This is a genomic window from Streptomyces sp. NPDC053755 (assembly GCF_040677675.1).
Lineage (GTDB): Bacteria > Actinomycetota > Actinomycetes > Streptomycetales > Streptomycetaceae > Streptomyces.
Map to the genome: position 1 here is coordinate 19,177 of NZ_JBFASK010000010.1, position 20,435 is coordinate 39,611.

Sequence of the window (20,435 nt, forward strand, 5' to 3'; positions counted from 1 at the left end):
TCTCACGAACCTCTCGTACCGGGTCCTATGCACAGGAACTCGATGGGAGCGATGGGAGTCCCATCTTCCTCTCATACCGAACGGCTATGGTGCTCGGCATGACTCAGTCGCTCCCCAGGATCAGCAAGGCTGTCATCCCCGCCGCGGGTCTCGGTACCCGGTTCCTTCCGGCCACGAAGGCGACGCCGAAGGAGATGCTGCCGGTCGTGGACAAGCCGGCGATCCAGTACGTGGTCGAGGAGGCCGTGAAGGCCGGTCTCGGGGACGTGCTGATGATCACCGGTCGCAACAAGCGGCCGCTGGAGGACCACTTCGACCGGAATTACGAGCTGGAGGAGGCGCTGACCCGCAAGGGGGACGAGGAGCGGCTCTCCAAAGTCCGTGAGTCGAACGACCTGGCGACGATGCACTACGTGCGGCAGGGGGACCCGCGGGGCCTGGGGCACGCCGTGCTGTGCGCGGCCCCGCATGTGGGGGAGCAGCCGTTCGCGGTGCTCCTGGGGGACGACCTGATCGATCCGCGCGACGCGCTGCTGTCGCGGATGGTGGAGGTGCGGGAGCGTGAGGGCGGCAGCGTGGTGGCGCTGATGGAGGTCGAGCCGTCGCAGATCGGGCTGTACGGGTGCGCGGCGGTGGAGGCGACGGTCGACGCGGACGTGGTGAAGGTGCGGGATCTGGTGGAGAAGCCGGATCCGGGTGAGGCGCCGAGCAACTACGCGGTGATCGGGCGCTACGTGCTGGATCCGGCGGTCTTCGGGATACTGCGGGAGACCGAGCCGGGCCGTGGCGGCGAGATCCAGCTGACGGACGCGTTGCAGAAGCTGGCGCAGGACGAGCGGATCGGCGGGCCGGTGCACGGGGTGGTGTTCAAGGGGCGCCGTTATGACACCGGTGACCGTGGTGACTATCTGCGTGCCATTGTCAGACTCGCGTGCGAACGTGAAGACCTGGGACCGGACTTCCGGACCTGGCTCCGCAGTTATGTCAGCGAGGAGATGTAGCACCTTGAGCAGCAGTACGGCACCGGCGCCCGGCGATCCGTCCGACGGCCCCTCGCGCGGCCCGTCCCACGGTCCCTCCCACGGTCCGGCCGGCGACCCGTGCGACGGACCGTCGCACGGCCTCTGGTCCGTGGACGCGCACCTGGCCGACATCCTCGCGGCGGTCTCCCCGCTCGAACCCATCGAGCTGCAACTGCCCGACGCCCAGGGCTGCGTCCTCGTCGAGGACGTCACGGTGCCGGTCGCGCTGCCCCCGTTCGACAATAGCTCCATGGACGGGTACGCGGTCCGGGTCGCCGACGTCGCCGGGGCCACCGAGGAGTTCCCCGCCGTACTGACCGTGATCGGCGACGTCGCCGCCGGCGCCGGCGGCCTGCCCGTCGTCGGCCCCGGACAGGCCGCGCGGATCATGACCGGCGCCCCGCTGCCGCCCGGCGCCGAGGCCGTCGTCCCGGTCGAGTGGACCGACGGCGGCACGGGCGGGGGAGCGGCGAGCGGCATGCGCGCCGCCAGCGCCGCGCCGGAGGGGGCGGGCGGCGAGGTCCGCGTGCACCGCGCCGCCGAGGCGCGGGCGCACGTGCGCGCGCGGGGCAGCGACGTGCAGGCCGGGGACCTGGCCCTGGAGGCCGGCACGGTCCTCGGGCCCCCGCAGATCGGACTGCTGGCCGCCATCGGCCGCGGCACCGTGCGGGTGCGCCCTCGCCCGCGTGTGGTCGTGATCTCCACCGGTAGCGAACTGGTGCAGCCGGGCGAGGAGTTGGGCGAGGGCCAGATCTACGACTCCAACAGCTTCGCGCTCGCCGCGGCCGCCCGCGACGCCGGGGCCATCGCCTACCGCGTCGGCGCCGTCACGGACGACGCGGACACGCTCCGGGCCGCGATCGAGGACCAGCTGATCCGGGCCGACCTCCTGGTCACCACGGGCGGGGTGAGCGTCGGCGCGTACGACGTCGTCAAGGAGGCGCTGACGGCCGACGGCGAGGTCGACTTCCGCAAGCTGGCCATGCAGCCGGGCAAGCCCCAGGGCTTCGGCACGATCGGCCCCGAGCACACCCCGCTGCTCGCCCTTCCGGGGAACCCCGTCTCCTCGTACGTCTCCTTCGAGCTGTTCGTCCGGCCGGCGATCCGGGCGCTGATGGGCCTCGGCGATCTGCACCGTCCGCGGGTGCGTGCCGTCCTCAAGGCGGACCGGGCGCTGGCCTCGCCGTCGGGCCGCCGCCAGTTCCTCCGCGGGACGTACGACGCCGAGTCCGGCACCGTCACCCCGGTGGGCGGCGCCGGCTCCCACCTGGTCGCCGCGCTCGCGCACGCCGACGCCCTGCTCGTCGTACCGGAGGAGCGGGAATCGGTGGAGCCGGGCAGCGAGCTGGAAGTGGTCCTGCTCGGCTGACGGGGGCACTCTGGCGGTAGCGTGTCGTTCCACACAGCGACCGGGAGCGTCACAGCCATGAGCACGCAGCAAGGACTCACCCACATCGACGAGGCGGGTGCGGCCCGCATGGTCGACGTCTCCGCGAAGGACGTGACGGCACGGACCGCGCGCGCCAGTGGCCGCGTCCTCGTCTCGCCGCGCGTGATCGAACTGCTGCGGGGCGAGGGGGTCCCCAAGGGGGACGCCCTCGCCACCGCCCGCATCGCGGGGATCATGGGCGCCAAGAAGACCCCGGACCTCATCCCGCTCTGCCACCCCCTCGCCGTCTCGGGCGTGACGCTGGACCTGACGGTCGCGGACGACGCGGTCGAGATCCTGGCGACCGTGAAGACCACGGACCGCACGGGCGTCGAGATGGAGGCGCTGACGGCGGTCTCGGTGGCCGCTCTGACGGTCGTCGACATGATCAAGGCGGTCGACAAGGGCGCGGTCATCTCCGACGTACGGGTGGAGGAGAAGACGGGCGGCAAGTCGGGGACGTGGACCCGGACGGAGCAGGGAGCATGACGGCCGGGACGGACGCCCCCGGCGGCCCGGCGCTCCGGCCGGCCGCCGTGCCGCACGTGCGGGCGGGGCGGGTGTCCGAGGCCCACGGGCCCTCGGACGGGGAGCGCGCGGGCCACGCCGACGCGGCCGGCGAGCACGCCGGCTCGACGCCGGCGCTCGACGCCTTCGAGTCGGGCGGCGCCCTCTTGGCCCCGTACTCCGCGCTGGTCGTGACGGCCTCCAACCGGGCCGCCGCCGGCGTGTACGAGGACAAGGGCGGGCCGCTGCTCGCCGAGGGCCTGCGGCGGATGGGCTTCGCCGTCGACGGACCGCAGGTCGTCCCGGACGGCGAGCCCGTCGGAGCGGCGCTGCGGGCCGGGGTCGAGGCGGGCTACGACGTCATCCTCACCACCGGCGGCACGGGCGTCTCGCCCACCGACGCGACCCCCGAGGTCACCCGCCGGATCCTCGACCACGAGATCCCCGGCATCCCGGAGGCGATCCGCGCGTACGGGCGGGAGAAGGTGCCGACCGCCGCCCTCTCGCGCGGCCTCGCGGGAGTCGCGGGCGGCACGGTGATCGTGAACCTGCCCGGTTCGACGGGCGGGGTGCGCGACGGCCTCGCCGTCCTCGAACCGCTCCTCGTCCACGCCGTCGACCAGCTCCGGGGCGGCGACCACCCGAGACCGGGGTCGGATCCGGGCCGGGCGTCGTGATCTCGCCCTGGCCCGTGGTCCTGGCGGACGGCGACGTGGTCCTCCGCCCGATAAAGCTGCGCGACCAGCGGGAATGGCGCGAGGTGAACCGGCGCAACCGCGACTGGCTGCGCCCCTGGGAGGCGACCGTCCCCCCGGTGGGGCCCGGCGGCCCGGTCGCGCAGCGCCCCACGTACCGGCAGATGGTCCGTCACCTGCGCGCCGAGGCCAACGCGGGACGCATGCTGCCCTTCGTGATCGAGTACCGCGGGCAGCTGGTCGGGCAGCTCACCGTCGCCGGGATCACCTGGGGCTCGATGTGCTCCGGGCACGTCGGTTACTGGGTGGACAGCGCGGTGGCGGGCCGCGGCGTCATGCCGACGGCGGTCGCCCTCGCCGTCGACCACTGCTTCCGGGTGGTCGGACTGCACCGGATGGAAGTCTGCATTCGGCCTGAGAACGGCCCTTCGCGGCGCGTCGTGGAGAAATTGGGATTCAGGGAGGAAGGGCTGCGCCCCCGGTACCTCCACATCGACGGGGCGTGGCGGGACCATCTCGTCTTCGCGCTGACCGTCGAGGAAGTCCCCGAAGGGCTGCTGCGCCGCTGGCACCGGACACGGCAGCAGCAGTCGGCGAACCCGGATAAATAAAAAGTGTGTTCGAATTCGATCGACAGTCGACCACTGATCGAGCGTCAATCGATCCGAACAATCACAAAAAAGTTCAGTGATATCAGGCAGATCGTGCGACACACCGGGCCAATTGGCCGATGCCCTCGGGTGAACCCCTCTACCGTGTGAGGCGTGAGCAGCAGCGGCCTCATCTACGCAGTCATCGTCGGGGCCTGGGCCGCCTACCTGGTGCCGATGTGGCTCCGCCGGCAGGACGAGCTCAACGAAGCCCGTCCGACGGAACGCTTCAGCACCGCCATCCGGCTGCTGTCCGGACGGGCGGGCATGGAGCGCCGGTACGCCAAGGAGCTGAGGGACCGGGACCGTACGGCGGACGACGCGGTACCCGACGTGGACCCGGACGCGGCGACCGAGCATCTCAGCTCGGTCGACGTCCGGGCCTTCTCCGCGCCCGCGGCCAGGACGGAAGCCCGCCTGGAGCTTCCCGAACCGGTCCCGGCCCAGGCGGCCCGCCGGCCGTCGAAGGCGGCCGCCGAGCGCGCCCGGCGCGGCAAGGTCCTCGCCCGGCGCCGGCGGACCACGGTGGTCCTCTTCCTCGCCTTCACCCTCGGCGCGATCGTCGCCGCGGTCGGCGGCCTGGCGTTCCTGTGGGCGCCCGCCGCCCCCGCGCTGCTCCTGAGCGCCTACATCGTCCATCTGCGCACGCAGGAGCGGCGGCGTTTCGTCTACGTGATGGACCGGCGCCGCGCCGAGGCGGCGGCCGCGCGGCTGCGCGAGAGCCGGCCGCAGCGCCGGCAGCCGGCGGCGGAGCCGGAGGGCGACACGGCGCGGCCCGAACCGGAACCGGCCCCGGCGGTCTCCCCGCAGGAGGCCGGCCGCCGCGCGCTCGTCGAGCAGACGGACCACGCGGAGTGGGTGGACCAGCAGCGGGAGCGCGGCCCGGCCCGGGGCGACAGCTGGGACCCGGTCCCGGTGCCGCTCCCCACCTACGTCACCGCCCCGGTCGCCCCGCGCGCCACGGGCGGCGTGGACATCACCGATCCGGAGACCTGGAGCTCGGCCCGGTCCTCCACGGCGGCGGCGGAACCGCCCCCGGCCACGTCGTCCGCCCCGCCGCCCCCGGCCCCCCGCCAGCGCACGGCGCCGGGGCCCCGGAACCGCGAGGGCGGCCGCACGCCGCTCTTCGACCAGTACGCGGACGAGGACCGGCCGCGCGCGGCCAACGAGTGAGGCGGATTTCCGAGTACGCCGATCGGGATGCTAATGTTTCACACGTCGCAAGGGCCTGTGGCGCAGTCTGGTAGCGCACCTCGTTCGCATCGAGGGGGTCTGGGGTTCAAATCCCCACAGGTCCACCAGCGCACAGAGGATCCCGTCCGATCGGAGACGATCGGACGGGATCCTTTCGTTTGAGCGGGTGTCAGGAGCGGTGTCAGGAAGCCTGGGCCCGGTCGTACAGCGCCTTCGCGTCATTGCCGAAGTACGGGCCGAACATGCGGTTGGGCAGGAAGGTGTACCCGAAGCTGTTCACCGAGACCTGCAGGCCCGTGCCCGTGGCCTCGCTGAAGCCGGTGAACCAGGGGCCGCCGCTGGAGCCGCCGGTCATGTTGCACCCGAGGCTGTGGTCCTGCGAGAAGAGGAAGTCCTTGGAGGAGTTCCCCGAGCAGTGGATCAGCTTGCTGCCGTCGTAGGGCGAGGCGGCCGGGAAGCCGAAGGCGTACATCGGCTTGTTGTAGCCGCCGTTGAACTGAATGCCCTGGGCGCCGGTGACCGCCGTCAGCCTCCGGCCGTCGAGCGGGGCCACGACGGCCGCGCCCACGTCGTAGTTGATGTCCTCGCTCGCCTCCCACTGCGGGGTCGTGAGCGTGGTGGCCGCCGCCCACTGGCCGTACGGCGCGCTGCCGTTGTCGTACGCGGGGACGAAGACCCAGTTCGTGTGCCAGCTGCCCTGGTACTTCACGCAGTGGCCGGCCGTGATGACCGTGCTGGCGTTCTGGCTGGTGACGGCGTTGCCGGAGCAGCTGGCCGTCCGGCCCTGGAAGGTGAAGAAGACCCGTCCCGAGGTCTTCACCACCGCGCCGCCGCCGGTCCACGGGCCGCCCGCCTGCGGGAAGGCCGTGGGCGACACGGCGGCGGCGGACGGTGAGCCGGGGGCCCCGGCGGTGGGGGCGATCGTCGTCGGGGAGGCCGCGCCGGCGACGTGCCTCAGGGCGCCCGGGGCGGCCTTCAGGTCCAGGGGGACGGCCGCGCGCATGCGGGCCGGGGTCCAGAAGGCGCCCGCCTGCCGCTGTTCCGCCACGCCGACCGAGCGGGCGGCCGGCGCCAGCGCGTCCGGGGCGGGGGCGGCCTGCGCCGTCGTCGTGGTCAGGGCGCCGGTGAGCAGGGTTCCGGCGGACAGCAGGACGGCTGCGAGTGTGCGATGGCGTCTCACGCATGTCTCCTTCTGCCGAGGCAGGTGGGGGATGAGAACGGTGCGGATCGGCGTGCGTGAGGCAGCGTGCCAGAAGGTTCGTCGTTTGTCAGGACCGCGTCATGCATCGATGTGCGCCCCCTCCGGACGGGACCCGGGGCCGGGTGGGGCGCTTCGAGGATCAGACCAGCGGCTTCGCGAAACAGCGGCTGCTCTCGTACTCCCGGTAGTAACCGAACTTCGCGCAGGGCTCGTAGCCGCTCGAGAGGTAGAGCGCGATCGCCTCGGGCTGCATGTCGCCGGTCTCCAGGACCATCCGCGTCCGTCCCGCCGCCCGGGCGTCCGCCTCGAGCGCGGCGAGGATCCGCCGCGCGAGGCCGAGGCCCCGTGCCTCCGGGACGACGTACATGCGCTTCAGCTCGGCGTCGCCGTCGGAGTACCCCTCCTCGTTCTCGTCCTGCGTCCGCCAGCCGCCCGTGGCGACGGGGCGGCCCAGGGGGTCGTACGCGAGGAGGTAGAGGCCGGCGGGCGGGGCGAACATGCGGGCGTCCAGCGGTGTGACATCGCCCTCGTCGCCGTAGCGCACGGCGTACTCCAGCTGAACGGCGTCGTTGAGTTTGACCGCGTCAGGGTGGTCATACGGAGTCGGGCGAATATCCATGCGGAGTATCGTACATGTATGCGGACCCATCCCGTCGGTATTCTCCCGGGATGCTCACTGTGACGTCCGTCAATGTCAATGGTCTCAGAGCCGCCGCCAAGAAGGGCTTCGTGGAGTGGCTGGCCGGTACCGCCGCCGACGCGGTCTGCCTCCAGGAGGTCCGGGCCGAGGAGTCCCAGCTGCCGGCGGAGGTCCGCGCGCCCGAGGGCTGGTTCACCGCGCACGCCCCGGCCGCCGCCAAGGGACGGGCGGGCGTCTCCCTCTACACCCGGCGCGAGCCCGACCAGGTGCGGATCGGCTTCGGGTCGAGCGAGTTCGACTCCAGCGGCCGCTACCTGGAGGCCGACCTGCCCGGCGTCACCGTCGCCAGCCTCTACCTGCCGTCCGGCGAGGTCGGCACCGAGCGGCAGGACGAGAAGGTCCGCTTCATGGGGGAGTTCCTGCCCTATCTCAAGGAGCTGCGGGAGCGGGCCGCCGCCGACGGGCGTGAGGTCGTCGTCTGCGGCGACTGGAACATCGCCCACCGCGAGGCCGATCTCAAGAACTGGAAGGCCAACCGGAAGAACGCCGGCTTCCTCCCCGAGGAGCGGGCCTGGCTGACCCGTGTCTTCGACGAGGTGGGGTACGTCGACGTGGTCCGCGCCCTCCATCCCGACCAGGAGGGCCCGTACTCCTGGTGGTCGTACCGCGGCCGGGCCTTCGACAACGACTCCGGATGGCGGATCGACTACCAGGTCGCCACGCCCCGCCTCGCCGAGCGGGCCGTGAAGGCGTGGGTCGAGCGGGCGGCGACCCACGGCGAGCGGTGGAGCGACCACGCCCCGGTGACGGCGGTCTACGAGCTCTAGGAGGTGGCGCGGCCGGGCCCGCCCGGCACGCGGCCGGTTCCGGACGGGGCGCTTTTCTCGCCGCCCCGTCCTGTCATACCGTTCTGGAATTACGCAGGCCACGGGTGGGGAGAAGCGTTGAACGCGCGCATTCTGGTCGCCGAAGACGACGAGAAGCAGTCTCGGCTGATCCGGATTTACCTGGAGCGAGAAGGAAATACGGTGCAGGTCGTCGGCGACGGCCGGGCCGCTCTGGAACGCGCGCGGACGACACGTCCGGACCTCATCGTTCTCGATGTGATGTTGCCGCTCGTCGACGGGCTCGATGTCTGCCGCATTCTTCGAGCAGAATCGGACGTTCCTATTCTGCTCCTGACCGCGCGCACCACCGAGGAGGACATGCTTCTCGGACTCGACCTCGGCGCCGACGACTATCTCACCAAGCCCTACAGCCCCCGCGAACTCACCGCCCGTGTGCGGGCGCTGCTGCGCCGGTCCAGGAAGGCAGGCGCGGCGGAGCCCGCCGTGCTGCGGGTCGGCGACGTCGAGCTGGACACCGCGCGCTTCGAGGTGCGGGTGGCGGGCCGGCCGGTGTCGCTGACCTCGAAGGAGTTCTCCATCCTGGAGGCGCTCGCCCGCGAGCCGGGGCGGGTCTTCACCCGCGCGCAGATCATCGAGCGGGTCTTCGGCTTCGACAGCGACGTGCTGGAGCGGACGGTGGACGCGCACGTCATGAATCTCCGCCGGAAGCTGGAGGAGGCTCCGGGACGGCCGCGCCGCCTGGAGACGGTGTACGGGCGGGGGTACCGCCTCCGGGACGGCTCGGCCTGACCGCGGCCCCGCCGTCCGGCCGGGCGCCGCCCCGCGGGGCGCCTCCGTGCGCCGCCGCCGTGGAGAGGGTGACCGTGAAGGTCGTCCCGACGCCGACCGCGCTCTCGACGTCGATCGTCCCCTGGTGGTCGGCGACGATCTGGCGGGCGATGGAGAGTCCCAGACCGCTGCCGCCGGTCGCCCGCCCCCGCGCGGCGTCCGCCCGCCAGAAGCGGTCGAAGAGGTGCGGCAGTTCCCCGGCCGGGATCCCCTTGCCGGTGTCCCGCACCTGAACGATCGCCAGGTCGCCGTGGCGCATCAGCGCCAGCGTGACGCTGCCGCCCGACGGCGTGGCCCGTAGTGCGTTGCCGACGAGGTTGCCGACGACCTGCCGCAGCCGGTCGGCGTCGGCGATCACCGGCACCGGCTCCGGGGCCTCCAGACGCAGCGCCACCCCGGCGGCGGCGGCCCCGGCCCGGTGGGCGGTGGCGGCCGTCTCGAGCAGCTCGCGCAGGTCTGTCGCGGCGCGGTGGTAGGTGAGCGCCCCGGCCTCGGCGAGGGCCAGGTCCTGGAGGTCGTCCACGATCCGCTGCTGGAGCATCGCCTCCTCGTGGAGGGAGTCGAACAGCTCGGGGGTCGGTTCGACGACCCCGTCCTGGAGCGCCTCCAGATAGCCGCGCAGGTTGGCCAGCGGGGTGCGCAGCTCGTGCGCGATGTCGCCGATGAGGCGGCGCTGGCGCTCCTCGGCGGCCTGGAGCGAGTCCGCCATGCGGTTGAACGCGACGCCGAGCGCGGCGATCTCGTCCCGGCCGGAGACGGGCACCCGCCGCCTCAGGTCGCCCTCCCCGAGCTCGCCGGCGGCCACGGTCAGCGCGCGGACCGGCCGCAGCACGGCGCGGCTCAGGAGCAGGGCGCCGAGGATCGCGGCCAGGGCGACTCCGGCGGCGACGGCGACGGTGGGGGCGGCGGCGAGGGTGGGCGGGGATTCGTCGAGGACCCCGAGGCGGACCTGGAGGCGGGGCGGGGCGGCGGAGGCGGTCCGCTCGTTGAAGACCCGCTGGAGGCAGGGGGTGACGCGCTGCTCGGACCGGCAGGCGGTGACCGCGGCGCGGTCCCGGCCGGCCTGCGGGTCCGGGGCGCCGGCCGGCTCCGGGCACACGGCCGGCCTGCGGTCCGCGCTGATCACGGGCACGCCCGTCTCGTCCGGCCGGGCCGTCACCTGCGCCCCTGCCCTGGTCAGGCAGCGGGCGTCCGCCGCCGTGGCCCGGTAGCGGGCGATGGCGGCGACGGTCACCTTCACCGAGGCCAGCGGCACCTGGCCCTCGGGGAACCGCAGGACGGGGCGGGGGTCGACCAGGACGGCGGGCTGGCGGCTCAGGGCGCGCGGCGCGCGGCCCGCGAGGGCGTCGGAGTCGGCGAGCAGGACATCGGCCTCCGTGACGACCCGGACGCGCTGTCCGGTGTCCTCGGCCAGTCTGCCCACCGTCGGCGACAGTCCGTCCCAGGTGCCGTGCGCGAACCCGTAGGCGCGGAGCTCGCCGGTGATCCGGGCGACCTCCTGGCGGCCGGCGGTGAGGGAGTCGCGCACCTGACTGTTGGCCTGGCGCAGGGTCAGCCACGCCGTGGCGGCCGTGGCGGCCATCGCGACGAGCATCAGCAGGGCGAGCGCCCGCAGTCTGAAGCTCACCGCACCTCCTTCGGGTTCCGAGTGGATCGGGGCTGTTTCCGGTCACCGGGTATTTCCGCGGGCCCGCCCCGGACGGAATTCCTCCGGTGCGGTTCGCCAAGGTACCGGGTGTTTCGGCGGTCGTGCGCCGGCCGTGGTGGCAGGTGGCCGGATTGCTGTGATGCGGCCGATAAGCGCGGCATGGCGGCGCATTCTCGACCGGAAAGGTTCCAGTCTCAACAGAAGTGAAACCGGCCAGCCGGACGCGGAACGCTTTCTTCACATATTGCGGACGGCGATCGTTTTCACACCGCTCACCTTCCCGGGGGGGAATGGGCGGTGGCTGTTCTCACTTCAGAGCCGGCCGGCACAGAGAGAGCAGCGAAATCCGACGACTCTATCTGGGGGTTCGAAATGAAACGTCGATTTGCCGCCGTCATTCCCGCCGTCGCCATGGCCGCTCTGGCCATTCCGATGGTCACCGCCGCTCCGGCCACCGCCCACGCCGCCTGCGGCACGGGCGCCGCCGACGCGGACGGCGGCGCGTGGAACGCCAACCGGGCGAACGGCGCCAACATGCGCAGCGGCTCCAGCACCGGCTGTGGCATCAACGGCATCGCGTACAGCTCCAGCAAGCTGGACTACCACTGCTACACCGTGGGCAACGACGGCTACTCGTGGACGTACGTCCGCAACGACTCCGCCTCGCCCGACACGTTCGGCTGGATCCGTGACGACCTGCTGAGCGACGGCGGCAGCTACGTCGCCTGTTGATCCTCCTTCTGTGACGGCCTGACTCCCGGGCCGTGACGGATGTCGGGGGCGGTCTCTTCCGAGGCCGCCCCCGACGCGTGTGCGCGCTTTCCGCCGGCGTCGGCATGGCTCAGGTGCCCGCCAGGGCCTCCGTCGGCGACAGCCTGCTCGCCCGGACCGCCGGATACAGTCCGGCGATCATGCCGATGACGAGCGTCGAACCGACGCCCGCGGCGCTCGCCCACACGGGGACGACCGTCGGCCAGTCGCGGCTGAGGGCGTACCCGGCCGTGATCAGCGTCCCCAGCACCGTTCCGGCGAGGCCGCCGATCAGCGAGAGCAGCAGGGACTCCGTCACGAACTGCGTGCGGATCTGGCCGCGGGTGGCGCCCAGCGCCCGGCGCAGGCCGATCTCCGGGCGCCGCTCCAGGACCGAGATGACCATGGTGTTGCCCACGCCGACCCCTCCGACGAGCAGCGCCACGCCGCCGAGGCCGAGCAGGAGGCCGGTCAGCGCGGACTGGGTGGCCTCGCGTGCCGCGAGCGCGTCGGAGGGCCGGGAGATCTGCACCTCCCCGGGACTCGCCGGATTGGCGGTGGCCGGGAGCACCGCGCGGACCGACGCGACCTGGCTGTCCTCGGCCCGTACGTACACCTTCGACGGATGGCCGTCGAAGCGGAGGTAGGTCCGGGCGGCGGGCCAGCCGACGAGCGCGGCGCTGTCGAGCTCCGGCGCCAGCGGGACGGGGTCGAGGATCCCGACCAGCGAGAACCACCGGTCGCCGAGCCAGACCCGGGTGCCGGGGGTGTACAGGTCGAGCCGCTGGGCGGCGGTCGCCCCCAGGACGACGGCCGGGTACCTCTCCGTCGCGGAGTCCAGCCAGCGGCCCTTGCGGACGTGACCGCCGACGGCCGGCAGCAGGTCGGATCCGGCGGCGAGGACGTCGAGCGACCCGGTGCGGCCCGCGGCGATGCGCTCGTTGCGGTAGACCTTGGCCCCGGTGGCCCCGGTGGCGGCGACCTGCTGCACCGGCGGGACGCGGTCGATCATCGCCACGGACTTCGGGGGCAGCTTGGCCTTCTCACCGCCGGCGGTCTCGCCGGGGGCGATGCGCAGCAGATTGGTTCCCAGGGCGTCGAGCCGCCGGTCCACCTCGGCCTGCCCGGACCCCGAGATGCCGACCACCGCGATCATGGCGGCGACGCCGATGGCGATGCCGAGCGCGGAGAGGAAGACCCGCAGCGGACGCGTCCGCAGCCCGGTGCCGCCGAGCCGTACGACATCCGCCGGGCCGAGCCGTGCGGCGCGCAGCCGAGAGGGCCCGGGTGCGGGCTCCGGCGCCCGGGCGGGGGCGTCCGGCGCGTCGGCCGGCAGGGAGCGGAACCGGAGGGTCTCCGGGCCGGAACCCCGATCGCTCGTCGTGCTGTCCGTCACCGAGGCGCCCCGATCGTCGTGCTCCGTGCCGAGTCGGTGACCAGGCGGCCGTCGCGCATCTCGATGCGGCGCGGCAGCTCGGCGGCGATCTCGCGGTCATGGGTGATGATCACCACGGTCGTCCCGGAGGCGTTCAGCTCGCGCAGCAGCGTGAGGACGGCGGCCCCGGACGCCGAGTCGAGGTTCCCGGTCGGCTCGTCCGCCAGCAGGACCGACGGCGATCCGACCACCGCGCGGGCGACCGCGACCCGCTGGCGCTCTCCGCCGGAGAGCTGGTGGGGGAGGTGGTGGACGCGGTGGCTGAGACCGACGCGTTCGAGGGCTGCCGCCGCCTTGGCGCGGCGGCGGCGCATCGGCACGCCCGCGTAGAGCAGGCCGTCCGCGACCGAGTCGAGGACGGGGACGCCGACCGCGAGGTGGAACTGCTGGAAGACGAAGCCGATCCGGGTGGCCCGCAGCGCGGAGACCTCCCGGTCGGACAGGCGCGCCACGTCATGGCCGTCGACCAGGACGCGCCCGGAGGAGGGGCGGTCGAGGCTGCCCATGAGGTTGAGGACGGTCGACTTGCCCGAGCCCGACGGGCCGACGATCGCGACCAGTTCGCCCCTCTCGATGCGCAGCCGCACGTCCCGCACCGCCGCCACACCGCCGGGGTACGTCTTGGAGACCGCGTCGAACTCCACGACCGCCGCAGGCCCGCCGCTCACTCCGGGATCCTCACCTTCATGCCCTCGCGGACCGAGGGGCCGCTGACCTCCACCCTGCCGTCGGCGAAGAGACCCGTCCGCACGGCGACGAAGGTGCCCTCGGAGCTCTCCAGGCCGTGCCCGCCTTCGGCGAGGGCGACCAGCGCGGCGACCGGGACGGTCAGCACGTCCTTGACCTCCTTGCCCACGTACTCGACCGTCACCGGGCCGCTCTCCAGCCGCCCGACGGCCGTCTGGTCCTTCAGGGTGACGGTCACCGGGATCGTCGCTGGCGGTTCCCCGCCGCCCGCGCCCGTGCCCTCCTGGGTCGCGGCGGTCGCCTGCCTGCCGATCGCGGCCACCTCGCCCTTGACGGGGGTGCCGTCGGGCAGCTTCACCGTGACGGTCTCGCCGCGTACCGCCCAGCCGGCGTCCGCGGCGGAGGCCTGGACGGTCACCTTGCGGGCCGTGCCGGTGTAGGTGAGCGTGTTCTCCCCGGCCGCCGCGCCGAGCCGGACACCCGGCTGCCCGATCCGCACCTTTCCGGCGGAGTAGATGACGTCGCCCACCCCGACCGTGCCGGTCCGGGCCACGCCGAGCGACTTCTGCCAGCGCTTGACGGCGTTCGCCGTCGCGGTGGTGAATCTCTCGTCCACCGTGAAGCCGGTGTAGCCCAGCGCGGCCAGATTGGTCTCGAACTGCATGACGTCCATGCCCCGCATCTCGCGCGGCGCGCGGGGCGTCCCGGTGCTCCCTCCCGTCCCGGTGCCCTTCGTGGCCGGTGATCCGGAGGTGTTCGTCGATCCGGAGGCGTTGTTCGGGGAGGTGCCGCTCCCGTCGCTCCGCTGGCGTCCGTCGCCGGAGCCCTCGCCGTCCGAGTCCCCGCCGTCCGTGCCCTCACCGGCGGACCCCTGGCCGTCCGTGCCCGGACCGTCCGGGGAGGTCAGCCCGAGGGGCCGGTACATCGGCAGCGAGCCGTACAGCAATGTCACCGGCCGGTCGTCGACCCGGAGCAGTTCGCCGCCGCGTTCGACGGTGGCGCCCGCCTCGGGCAGCCAGGTCACGGTGCCCTGGGCCTTGACGGGCAGGGGCAGTTCGGTGCCGTAGCCCAACTGTCCGTCCACCGCGGTGCGTTCGGTCAGCGTCGCCCGGGTGACCGGGACGACGGAGCCGGACCGGGGCGGCGCGCCGGGGCCCTGCTCCCCGCCGCCGCCCAGCCCGAGCGCGCCGACCACGGCGACCGCCGCCACGACGGCCACGGCCGAGGCGATCAGCGCCGTGCGCCGCCCGCGCCGGCCGCGCGGGGGCGGCGCCGCGAGGGCCGCCCCGTGCGCGTCATCGGTATGCGTCACCGTCTCCGTCATCGTCAGCCCTTGGCCGGGGGCGCGTCGGTCGGGGCGCCGCTGATCGGTGCGCAGAGCCGGATGGCCCGCTGTGCGCCGGCCGAGCTCTGGTCCCACGGGGAGATGCCCGTGTTGTTGTTCTCCGGGTAGCCGTCGGGGCCCGGGTCCGGGTAGTCGGGGGCGCCGTTCTTCTGCATGCAGGCGGCGTAGTCGCGCGCGGCCTTGACCTGTTCGGGGCTCAGCTTGGGCCGGGGGTTGACGAGTTCTTCGAGTCCTTCGGGCATGGGCGGGTCGACGGGCCGGCACGTCTTGGTCGCCGCGGCGTACTTCGGGTCCTTCTTCAGCCCTCGCAGGGCGTTGCCCCCGCCGAAGTCGATCTGGCCCTTCTCGTCCGGGTCGTTGAGCTCGACCCCGTTCTCGCGCATGCACGCCACCCATGCGCGCTTGCCCTCGACGTACTGGGCGAGCGGGTCCTTCCCGGCCGCCTTGCCGCCCGTCGCCCCGGCCTCGGCGGACGAGCCGCCTCCGCCGGCCGTCGGGACCTTCGGGCCGCCGTCGTCGCTGCCGCAGCCGGTCAGCGCGAACGCCATGACCGAGGCCGCCGCGGCCAGCAGTACCCGGTTCGTCCTCATCGGTTCTCCCGCTCTCGTCTGGGGCCCGTCCGCGGACGCGGCGGGCAGCCCGACGGTAGGGCGGAGACGATGAAGAACCTTTGAAGAACCTGTCAGCCGATCATGCGGTCCGCACCGGTGTCCTTGGCGCCGTGCACGCCAAGCCGCGCGCCGGTGACCGCCTCGCGGCCCGCACCGGGTCCCGCACCGGGCCCCGCACCGGGCCCCGTGCCGAGCCCCGTACCGGGTCCCGCACCGGGTCCCGCACCGGGTCCCGTGCCGAGCCCCGTACCGGGTCCCGCACCGGGTCCCGTGCCGAGCCCCGCGCACGCCGGGACCCGCTTCTCACGGCACGTCGCCGTCCCACGGGGCCTGCCGCCCGGCCGGTCCGGCCGGTCCCGTGGGGCCCGTGTCGCCGTCACGGCCGCTCGCGCAGTCGCCGGTCGAGCGCCATCGACAACTCCGCCTCCACCACGCTCTTGGCCAGCGGGCGCAGCCGCTCGATGTCCTTCTCCTCGGCGTGGGTCCGCAGCAGCTCCGTGAAGAGGCCCGCCATCGCGTCCGCGTGCTCGCGGACCGCCCGGCCCGCCTCCAGCACCGCGGCCAGGGGGACGCCCTCCTTCACCAGGGCCGCCGAGACGTCGAGCAGCCGGCGGCTGATGTGGACGATCGCGTCCCCGTCGGTGGCGAGATAGCCCAGGTCGAGGGCGGCCATCAGGTTCTCGGCGGTGACCTCGCCGGCGAAGTAGTCGGCGAGTTCCTGGGGAGTGAGCCGGACGGGCTCCTCCTCGGAGGGTTCGCCGAGGCCGAGGACCTCGCCGACGGGCTTGCCGCTCTCGAAGGCGGTGTTGAGGTCGGCGATGCCGTTGAGGGTGTGCCCGCGTTCCAGCAGGGCGGCGATGGTGCGGAGTTTGGCCAGGTGGTGGTCGTCGTACCAGGCGATCCGGCCCTCGCGGCGGGGTGGGGAGATCAGGCCGCGCTCACGGTAGAAGCGCAGGGTGCGCACGGTGATGCCGGCGGCGGCCGCCAGCTCCTCCATGCGGTACTCGCGTACGCCCTTCCCGTCCGTCACGCCGCCCCTCGCCCCGTCCGCCATCCGGTCCGTCGTCCGCTCCGATCGTTCTGCCACACCCGCCAGCCTATGTCGTACCCCCGGTAACTTTCCCTCGCCCAACCCCTACCGCTCGGTAAGGAGCTGTTCTACGCTCCCATCGTGCCAGTGATTGCTGGCGGAATCTTGGCCGGGCGCACGGGAGGCGGCATGGCGAAGCACGAGCATGTACGAGTGGCGGTGATCGGATCGGGTTTCGGTGGGCTGGGGGCCGCCGTCCGGCTGCGCCGCGAAGGGGTCACGGACTTCGTCGTACTGGAGCGGGCCGACTCCGTCGGCGGCACCTGGCGGGACAACAGCTACCCCGGCTGTGCCTGCGACGTCCCCTCACACCTCTACTCCTTCTCCTTCGCGCCCAACCCGGACTGGCCGCGGACCTTCTCGGGCCAGCGCCACATCCGGGCCTATCTGGAGCACGTCACCGACACCTTCGGGATCCGTCCGCACCTGCGCCTCGGCCACGAGGTGCGGATCATGCGCTGGGACACCGACGAGCTGCGCTGGGAGATCGAGACCAGCCGGGGATCCTTCACCGCCGACGTCGTCGTCTCCGCCACCGGGCCGCTCTCCGACCCCAAGATCCCCGAGATCCCCGGGCTCGCGGAGTTCCCCGGCAAGGTCTTCCACTCCGCCCGCTGGGACCACGACCACGACCTCGCCGGCAAGCGCGTCGCCATGATCGGCACCGGCGCCTCCGCCATCCAGATCGTGCCCGCCATCCAGCCCACGGTCGGCAGGCTGACCCTCTTCCAGCGCACGCCCCCGTGGGTGATGCCGCGCATGGACCGCCCCATCACCGGCGCGGAACGCTGGCTGCACCGCGCGTTCCCCGCCACCGGGACCGCCCGCCGGGGCCTCCTCTGGGGCATCCGCGAACTCCAGGTCAGCGCCTTCACCAAGCGCCCGAACGAACTCGGCCTGGTCGAGTCGCTCGCCAAGGCCAACATGGCCCGGGCCATCAAGGACCCGGCGCTGCGCGCCAAGCTGACCCCGTCGTACCGCATCGGCTGCAAGCGCATCCTGCTGTCCAGCGAGTACTACCCGGCCCTCGCCCGCCCCAACGTCGACGTCGTCGCCTCCGGGCTCCGCGAGGTCCGCGGTTCGACCGTCGTGGCGGCCGACGGCACCGAGACCGAGGTCGACGTCATCATCTTCGGTACCGGATTCCACGTCACGGACATGCCGATCGCCGAGCGGGTCGTCGGCGCCGACGGGATCACGCTCGCCGAGTCATGGAAGGACGGGATGGAGTCGCTGCGCGGCGCCACCGCCGCCGGCTTCCCCAACTGGATGACGATCATCGGCCCCAACACGGGCCTCGGGAACTCCTCCATGATCCTGATGATCGAGTCCCAGCTGAACTACATGGCCGACTACCTGCGCCAGCTGAACGTCCTCGGCGGGCGCGCCGCCCTCGCCGCCCGGCCGTCCGCCGTCGACGCCTGGAACCACAAGGTGCAGGTCCGGATGGAGCGGACCGTGTGGAAGGCGGGCGGCTGCAACAGCTGGTACCTCGACGCCAACGGCCGCAACACCACGCTCTGGCCGGGCACCACGAGCGAGTTCCGGCGCGAGACGCGCCGGGTCGACCTCGGGGAGTACGAGGTGCTGCGCCCCGCCCCCGACGCGCGGCCGCTGCCCGCCGCCCGGAAGAAGGAGACCGCCACGTGAGCCGGCCCGCGCACCCCCGGGAGCTGACCGCCGTCTCCGCCGACGGCTCCCGCCTCCACATCGAGGTCTCCGGGCCCGAGGACGCCCCCGCCGTGGTCCTGGCCCACGGCTGGACCTGTTCGATCGCCTTCTGGGCGGAGCAGATACGGGACCTGTCCGCCGACCACCGGGTCATCGCCTACGACCAGCGAGGCCACGGCCGCACCCCGGTCGTCGGCCCCTCCGGATACTCGACGGACGCCCTCGCCGACGACCTCGAAGCCGTCCTGGCCGCCACCCTGGTGCCCGGCCGGAAGGCCGTCCTGGCCGGGCACTCCATGGGCGGCATGACCCTGATGGCCGCCGCCCGCCGGCCCCGTTTCCGGGACCACGCGGCCGCCGCCCTGCTCTGCTCCACCGGGCCCTCGCGGCTGACGGCCGAGTCCCTCGTCCTCCCGCTGAGGGCGGGCGGACTGCGGACCCGGCTCACCCGGACGATCCTCGGCGCGAGAGCGCCGCTCGGGCCGGTCACGCCGGTGTCGAAGAGGATCCTGAAGTACGCCACCATGGGCCCCGGTTCGGCGCCCGAGCGGGTCGACGCCTGTGCGCGGATCGTGCACGCCTGTCCCCGGCCGGCCCGGGTGGCCTGGTCGCACGTGCTCGGGGAACTCGACCTCGACGAGGGGGTGCGGGGCCTGGACCTGCCCGTGGCCGTGCTCTACGGCACCGCGGACCGGCTCACCCCGCCCGTCCACTCGCGCGCCATGGCTCAGGCGCTGCCCCGGTGCGTGGGAGTCGTCGAACTCGCCGGGGTGGGCCACATGACACCCGTCGAGGCGCCGGAGGCCGTCACCGGGCGGATCCGGGAACTCGTCACCACGTATGTCACCGATGTCCGGCTGAAGGAGGACGTGTGAGCAGGGTGAGCCTGGAAGGACAGGTGGCGGTCGTCACCGGAGCGGCCCGGGGCGTCGGCGAACTCCTCGCCCGCAAGCTGTCCGCGCGCGGCGCGCGGATCGCGCTCGTCGGCCTGGAGCCCGAGGAGCTGAAGGAGGTCGCCGGCCGGCTCCACACCGAGGCCGACTGGTGGCACGCCGACGTCACCGACCACGAGGCGATGGCCCGGGTCGCGGGCGAGGTCAAGGAGCGCTTCGGCAAGGTCGACATCGTCGTCGCCAACGCGGGTGTCGCGGCGGGCGGGCCGTTCGCGGACTCCGACCCGGTCGCGTGGCGGCGGGTCATCGAGGTCAACCTGATCGGCGGGGCGGTGACCGGCCGCGCGTTCCTGCCCGCACTCATGGAGTCCCGCGGCTACTTCCTGCAGATCGCCTCGCTCGCCGCCATCACCCCGGCCCCGATGATGACGGCGTACTGCGCCTCCAAGTCGGGCGTGGAGGCCTTCGCGCACAGCCTGCGCGCCGAGGTCGGCTACAAGGGCGTCAAGGTCGGCGTCGGCTACCTCTCCTGGACCGACACGGACATGGTCCGGGGCGCGGACCGGGACGACGTGATGAAGGAGCTGCGGCAGCGGCTGCCCTGGCCCTCGAACCGGACCTACCCGCTCGGCCCGGCCGTCGACCGGATCGTGGCCGGCATCGAGCGCCGTTCGCCCCACGTGTACGCCCAGTGGTGGCTGCGCGGGATGCAGTCGGTCCGCGGCTACCTGCCGGGGATCATCGCCACGGTAGGACAGCGCGAGATGAGGCGCTTCGAGCCGCGTCTCGCCGGTGTCTCCAAGGGCCTGGTGGGCGCGGGAGGGGCGGCCGACGAGCAGGCCCGGGCGGAGGGTACACGCCAGGGGTAGTTGCGGAGGGTATTGATCGAAATGCGCGGAGTGTTCTGTCGTGTCACGCTGGTCGAGGAACAGGGGGCACAAGCCTCCTCCCCCTCACACCCCACCTGGAGTGAACCTTCATGGGCAAGGCAGAACAGTTCAAGGACCGGGCGCAGCAGACGGCCCAGCAGGCGAAGCAGAAGATGACGAACGCGAAGGACGAGGCGTCCGAGCGGGCGTCGCGTGCCAAGAGCGGCCGCTCCGAGGAGGAGATCCGCCGGTCCCAGCAGGTGGACCGCGACCGCCGCGAGCAGGAGCGCGACGTCGTCTGACGTCGGTCCGTCGGAAGGCGCACCCGGGACGCCGGGTGCGCCTTCCGCGCGTCGTACGGAAGAGGCGCACCGGGAGGCCGGGTGCGCCTTTCGCGCGTCGCGCGAACGGGGGTGACCGGA

General features: G+C 73.1%; 21 protein-coding genes and 1 tRNA gene. 14 read left to right on the forward strand and 8 right to left on the reverse strand.

From position 1 onward, the window contains the following. The first annotated feature begins 98 nt into the window (after positions 1-98). The 7 genes from galU to AB0K65_RS12685 all read left to right on the forward strand — a co-directional run bounded on the left by galU (position 99) and on the right by AB0K65_RS12685 (position 5,604). On the forward strand, positions 99-1,001 hold the full coding sequence (galU, locus tag AB0K65_RS12655) for a UTP--glucose-1-phosphate uridylyltransferase GalU (protein ID WP_365715809.1): 903 nt from the start codon (positions 99-101) through the stop codon (positions 999-1,001). Positions 1,002-1,005: 4 nt separating this feature from the next. Beyond that, a complete protein-coding gene (gene glp, locus AB0K65_RS12660) occupies positions 1,006-2,391 on the forward strand; it encodes a gephyrin-like molybdotransferase Glp (protein WP_365715810.1) in 1,386 nt (461 codons plus the stop codon). 57 nt (positions 2,392-2,448) lie between these two features. Continuing rightward, positions 2,449-2,940 (forward strand): cyclic pyranopterin monophosphate synthase MoaC, encoded by a 492-nt coding sequence (gene moaC, locus AB0K65_RS12665; protein WP_365715811.1) that lies wholly within the window; start codon positions 2,449-2,451, stop codon positions 2,938-2,940. Positions 2,941-3,125: 185 nt separating this feature from the next. Then, positions 3,126-3,635 (forward strand): MogA/MoaB family molybdenum cofactor biosynthesis protein, encoded by a 510-nt coding sequence (locus tag AB0K65_RS12670; protein ID WP_365715955.1) that lies wholly within the window; start codon positions 3,126-3,128, stop codon positions 3,633-3,635. Next, on the forward strand, positions 3,632-4,264 hold the full coding sequence (locus AB0K65_RS12675) for a GNAT family protein (protein WP_365715813.1): 633 nt from the start codon (positions 3,632-3,634) through the stop codon (positions 4,262-4,264). Before AB0K65_RS12670 ends, AB0K65_RS12675 begins: the two co-directional genes overlap by 4 nt. A gap of 153 nt (positions 4,265-4,417) precedes the next feature. Further along, the gene (gene glpR, locus AB0K65_RS12680; protein ID WP_365715814.1) at positions 4,418-5,476 is read left to right on the forward strand and encodes a gephyrin-like molybdotransferase receptor GlpR; all 1,059 of its coding nucleotides are present in this window, start codon (positions 4,418-4,420) and stop codon (positions 5,474-5,476) included. A 51-nt stretch (positions 5,477-5,527) separates the two neighbouring features. After that, a tRNA-Ala gene (locus tag AB0K65_RS12685) sits at positions 5,528-5,604 on the forward strand. Positions 5,605-5,678: 74 nt separating this feature from the next. Here AB0K65_RS12685 and AB0K65_RS12690 read toward each other — a convergent pair. Then, positions 5,679-6,677, reverse strand: coding sequence for a peptidase (locus AB0K65_RS12690; protein ID WP_365715815.1), 999 nt, complete (start codon positions 6,675-6,677; stop codon positions 5,679-5,681). A 160-nt stretch (positions 6,678-6,837) separates the two neighbouring features. After that, a complete protein-coding gene (locus AB0K65_RS12695) occupies positions 6,838-7,317 on the reverse strand; it encodes a GNAT family N-acetyltransferase (RefSeq protein WP_365715816.1) in 480 nt (159 codons plus the stop codon). 50 nt (positions 7,318-7,367) lie between these two features. On the opposite strand from AB0K65_RS12695, the gene AB0K65_RS12700 reads away from it, so the two are divergent. After that, positions 7,368-8,165 (forward strand): exodeoxyribonuclease III, encoded by a 798-nt coding sequence (locus AB0K65_RS12700; RefSeq protein ID WP_365715817.1) that lies wholly within the window; start codon positions 7,368-7,370, stop codon positions 8,163-8,165. Positions 8,166-8,282: 117 nt separating this feature from the next. Further along, on the forward strand, positions 8,283-8,975 hold the full coding sequence (locus tag AB0K65_RS12705; RefSeq protein ID WP_365715819.1) for a response regulator transcription factor: 693 nt from the start codon (positions 8,283-8,285) through the stop codon (positions 8,973-8,975). Here AB0K65_RS12705 and AB0K65_RS12710 read toward each other — a convergent pair. Next, entirely contained in the window at positions 8,875-10,641 is a 1,767-nt protein-coding gene (locus AB0K65_RS12710; RefSeq protein WP_365715820.1) for an ATP-binding protein, read from the reverse strand. The genes AB0K65_RS12705 and AB0K65_RS12710 overlap by 101 nt on opposite strands. Positions 10,642-11,034: 393 nt before the next feature. Between AB0K65_RS12710 and AB0K65_RS12715 the strand changes: the two genes are divergently transcribed. After that, on the forward strand, positions 11,035-11,394 hold the full coding sequence (locus AB0K65_RS12715) for an SH3 domain-containing protein (protein ID WP_365715821.1): 360 nt from the start codon (positions 11,035-11,037) through the stop codon (positions 11,392-11,394). A gap of 109 nt (positions 11,395-11,503) precedes the next feature. Here AB0K65_RS12715 and AB0K65_RS12720 read toward each other — a convergent pair whose 3' ends face one another. From AB0K65_RS12720 to AB0K65_RS12740, 5 genes are all read right to left on the reverse strand, one after another. Then, positions 11,504-12,685 carry an ABC transporter permease gene (locus AB0K65_RS12720; protein WP_365715956.1) on the reverse strand — a complete coding sequence of 394 codons (1,182 nt, stop codon included), beginning with the start codon at positions 12,683-12,685 and terminating at the stop codon, positions 11,504-11,506. Between the two features lie 119 nt (positions 12,686-12,804). Next, positions 12,805-13,515 (reverse strand): ABC transporter ATP-binding protein, encoded by a 711-nt coding sequence (locus AB0K65_RS12725; protein WP_365715822.1) that lies wholly within the window; start codon positions 13,513-13,515, stop codon positions 12,805-12,807. Further along, complete coding sequence (locus AB0K65_RS12730; RefSeq protein WP_365715823.1) at positions 13,512-14,846, reverse strand: peptidoglycan-binding protein; 1,335 nt, start codon at positions 14,844-14,846, stop codon at positions 13,512-13,514. The genes AB0K65_RS12725 and AB0K65_RS12730 overlap by 4 nt, the downstream gene beginning before the upstream one ends. A 14-nt stretch (positions 14,847-14,860) precedes the next feature. Then, the gene (locus tag AB0K65_RS12735; RefSeq protein ID WP_365715824.1) at positions 14,861-15,469 is read right to left on the reverse strand and encodes a hypothetical protein; all 609 of its coding nucleotides are present in this window, start codon (positions 15,467-15,469) and stop codon (positions 14,861-14,863) included. Between the two features lie 397 nt (positions 15,470-15,866). Further along, the gene (locus AB0K65_RS12740) at positions 15,867-16,544 is read right to left on the reverse strand and encodes a MerR family transcriptional regulator (RefSeq protein WP_365715957.1); all 678 of its coding nucleotides are present in this window, start codon (positions 16,542-16,544) and stop codon (positions 15,867-15,869) included. A gap of 165 nt (positions 16,545-16,709) precedes the next feature. Between AB0K65_RS12740 and AB0K65_RS12745 the strand changes: the two genes are divergently transcribed. The 4 genes from AB0K65_RS12745 to AB0K65_RS12760 all read left to right on the forward strand — a co-directional run bounded on the left by AB0K65_RS12745 (position 16,710) and on the right by AB0K65_RS12760 (position 20,315). Then, positions 16,710-18,230: an NAD(P)/FAD-dependent oxidoreductase gene (locus tag AB0K65_RS12745; protein WP_365715825.1), complete on the forward strand. Its 1,521-nt coding sequence runs from the start codon at positions 16,710-16,712 to the stop codon at positions 18,228-18,230. Then, the gene (locus AB0K65_RS12750) at positions 18,227-19,126 is read left to right on the forward strand and encodes an alpha/beta hydrolase (protein ID WP_365715826.1); all 900 of its coding nucleotides are present in this window, start codon (positions 18,227-18,229) and stop codon (positions 19,124-19,126) included. The genes AB0K65_RS12745 and AB0K65_RS12750 overlap by 4 nt, the downstream gene beginning before the upstream one ends. Next, entirely contained in the window at positions 19,123-20,013 is an 891-nt protein-coding gene (locus AB0K65_RS12755) for an SDR family oxidoreductase (RefSeq protein ID WP_365715827.1), read from the forward strand. Before AB0K65_RS12750 ends, AB0K65_RS12755 begins: the two co-directional genes overlap by 4 nt. A gap of 110 nt (positions 20,014-20,123) precedes the next feature. Continuing rightward, positions 20,124-20,315, forward strand: coding sequence for a hypothetical protein (locus tag AB0K65_RS12760; protein ID WP_365715828.1), 192 nt, complete (start codon positions 20,124-20,126; stop codon positions 20,313-20,315). Positions 20,316-20,435: the final 120 nt, after the last annotated feature.

What these genes read in the sequence shown, in the direction of transcription:
- galU (WP_365715809.1), top strand. Translation starts at nt 99, where the DNA reads ATGACTCAGTCGCTCCCCAGGATCAGCAAGGCTGTCATCCCCGCCGCG.
- AB0K65_RS12700 (WP_365715817.1), top strand. Translation starts at nt 7,368, where the DNA reads ATGCTCACTGTGACGTCCGTCAATGTCAATGGTCTCAGAGCCGCCGCC.
- moaC (WP_365715811.1), top strand. Translation starts at nt 2,449, where the DNA reads ATGAGCACGCAGCAAGGACTCACCCACATCGACGAGGCGGGTGCGGCC.
- AB0K65_RS12715 (WP_365715821.1), top strand. Translation starts at nt 11,035, where the DNA reads ATGAAACGTCGATTTGCCGCCGTCATTCCCGCCGTCGCCATGGCCGCT.
- AB0K65_RS12735 (WP_365715824.1), bottom strand. Translation starts at nt 15,469, where the DNA reads ATGAGGACGAACCGGGTACTGCTGGCCGCGGCGGCCTCGGTCATGGCG.
- AB0K65_RS12760 (WP_365715828.1), top strand. Translation starts at nt 20,124, where the DNA reads ATGGGCAAGGCAGAACAGTTCAAGGACCGGGCGCAGCAGACGGCCCAG.
- AB0K65_RS12745 (WP_365715825.1), top strand. Translation starts at nt 16,710, where the DNA reads ATGGCGAAGCACGAGCATGTACGAGTGGCGGTGATCGGATCGGGTTTC.
- AB0K65_RS12740 (WP_365715957.1), bottom strand. Translation starts at nt 16,544, where the DNA reads ATGGCGGACGGGGCGAGGGGCGGCGTGACGGACGGGAAGGGCGTACGC.
- AB0K65_RS12695 (WP_365715816.1), bottom strand. Translation starts at nt 7,317, where the DNA reads ATGGATATTCGCCCGACTCCGTATGACCACCCTGACGCGGTCAAACTC.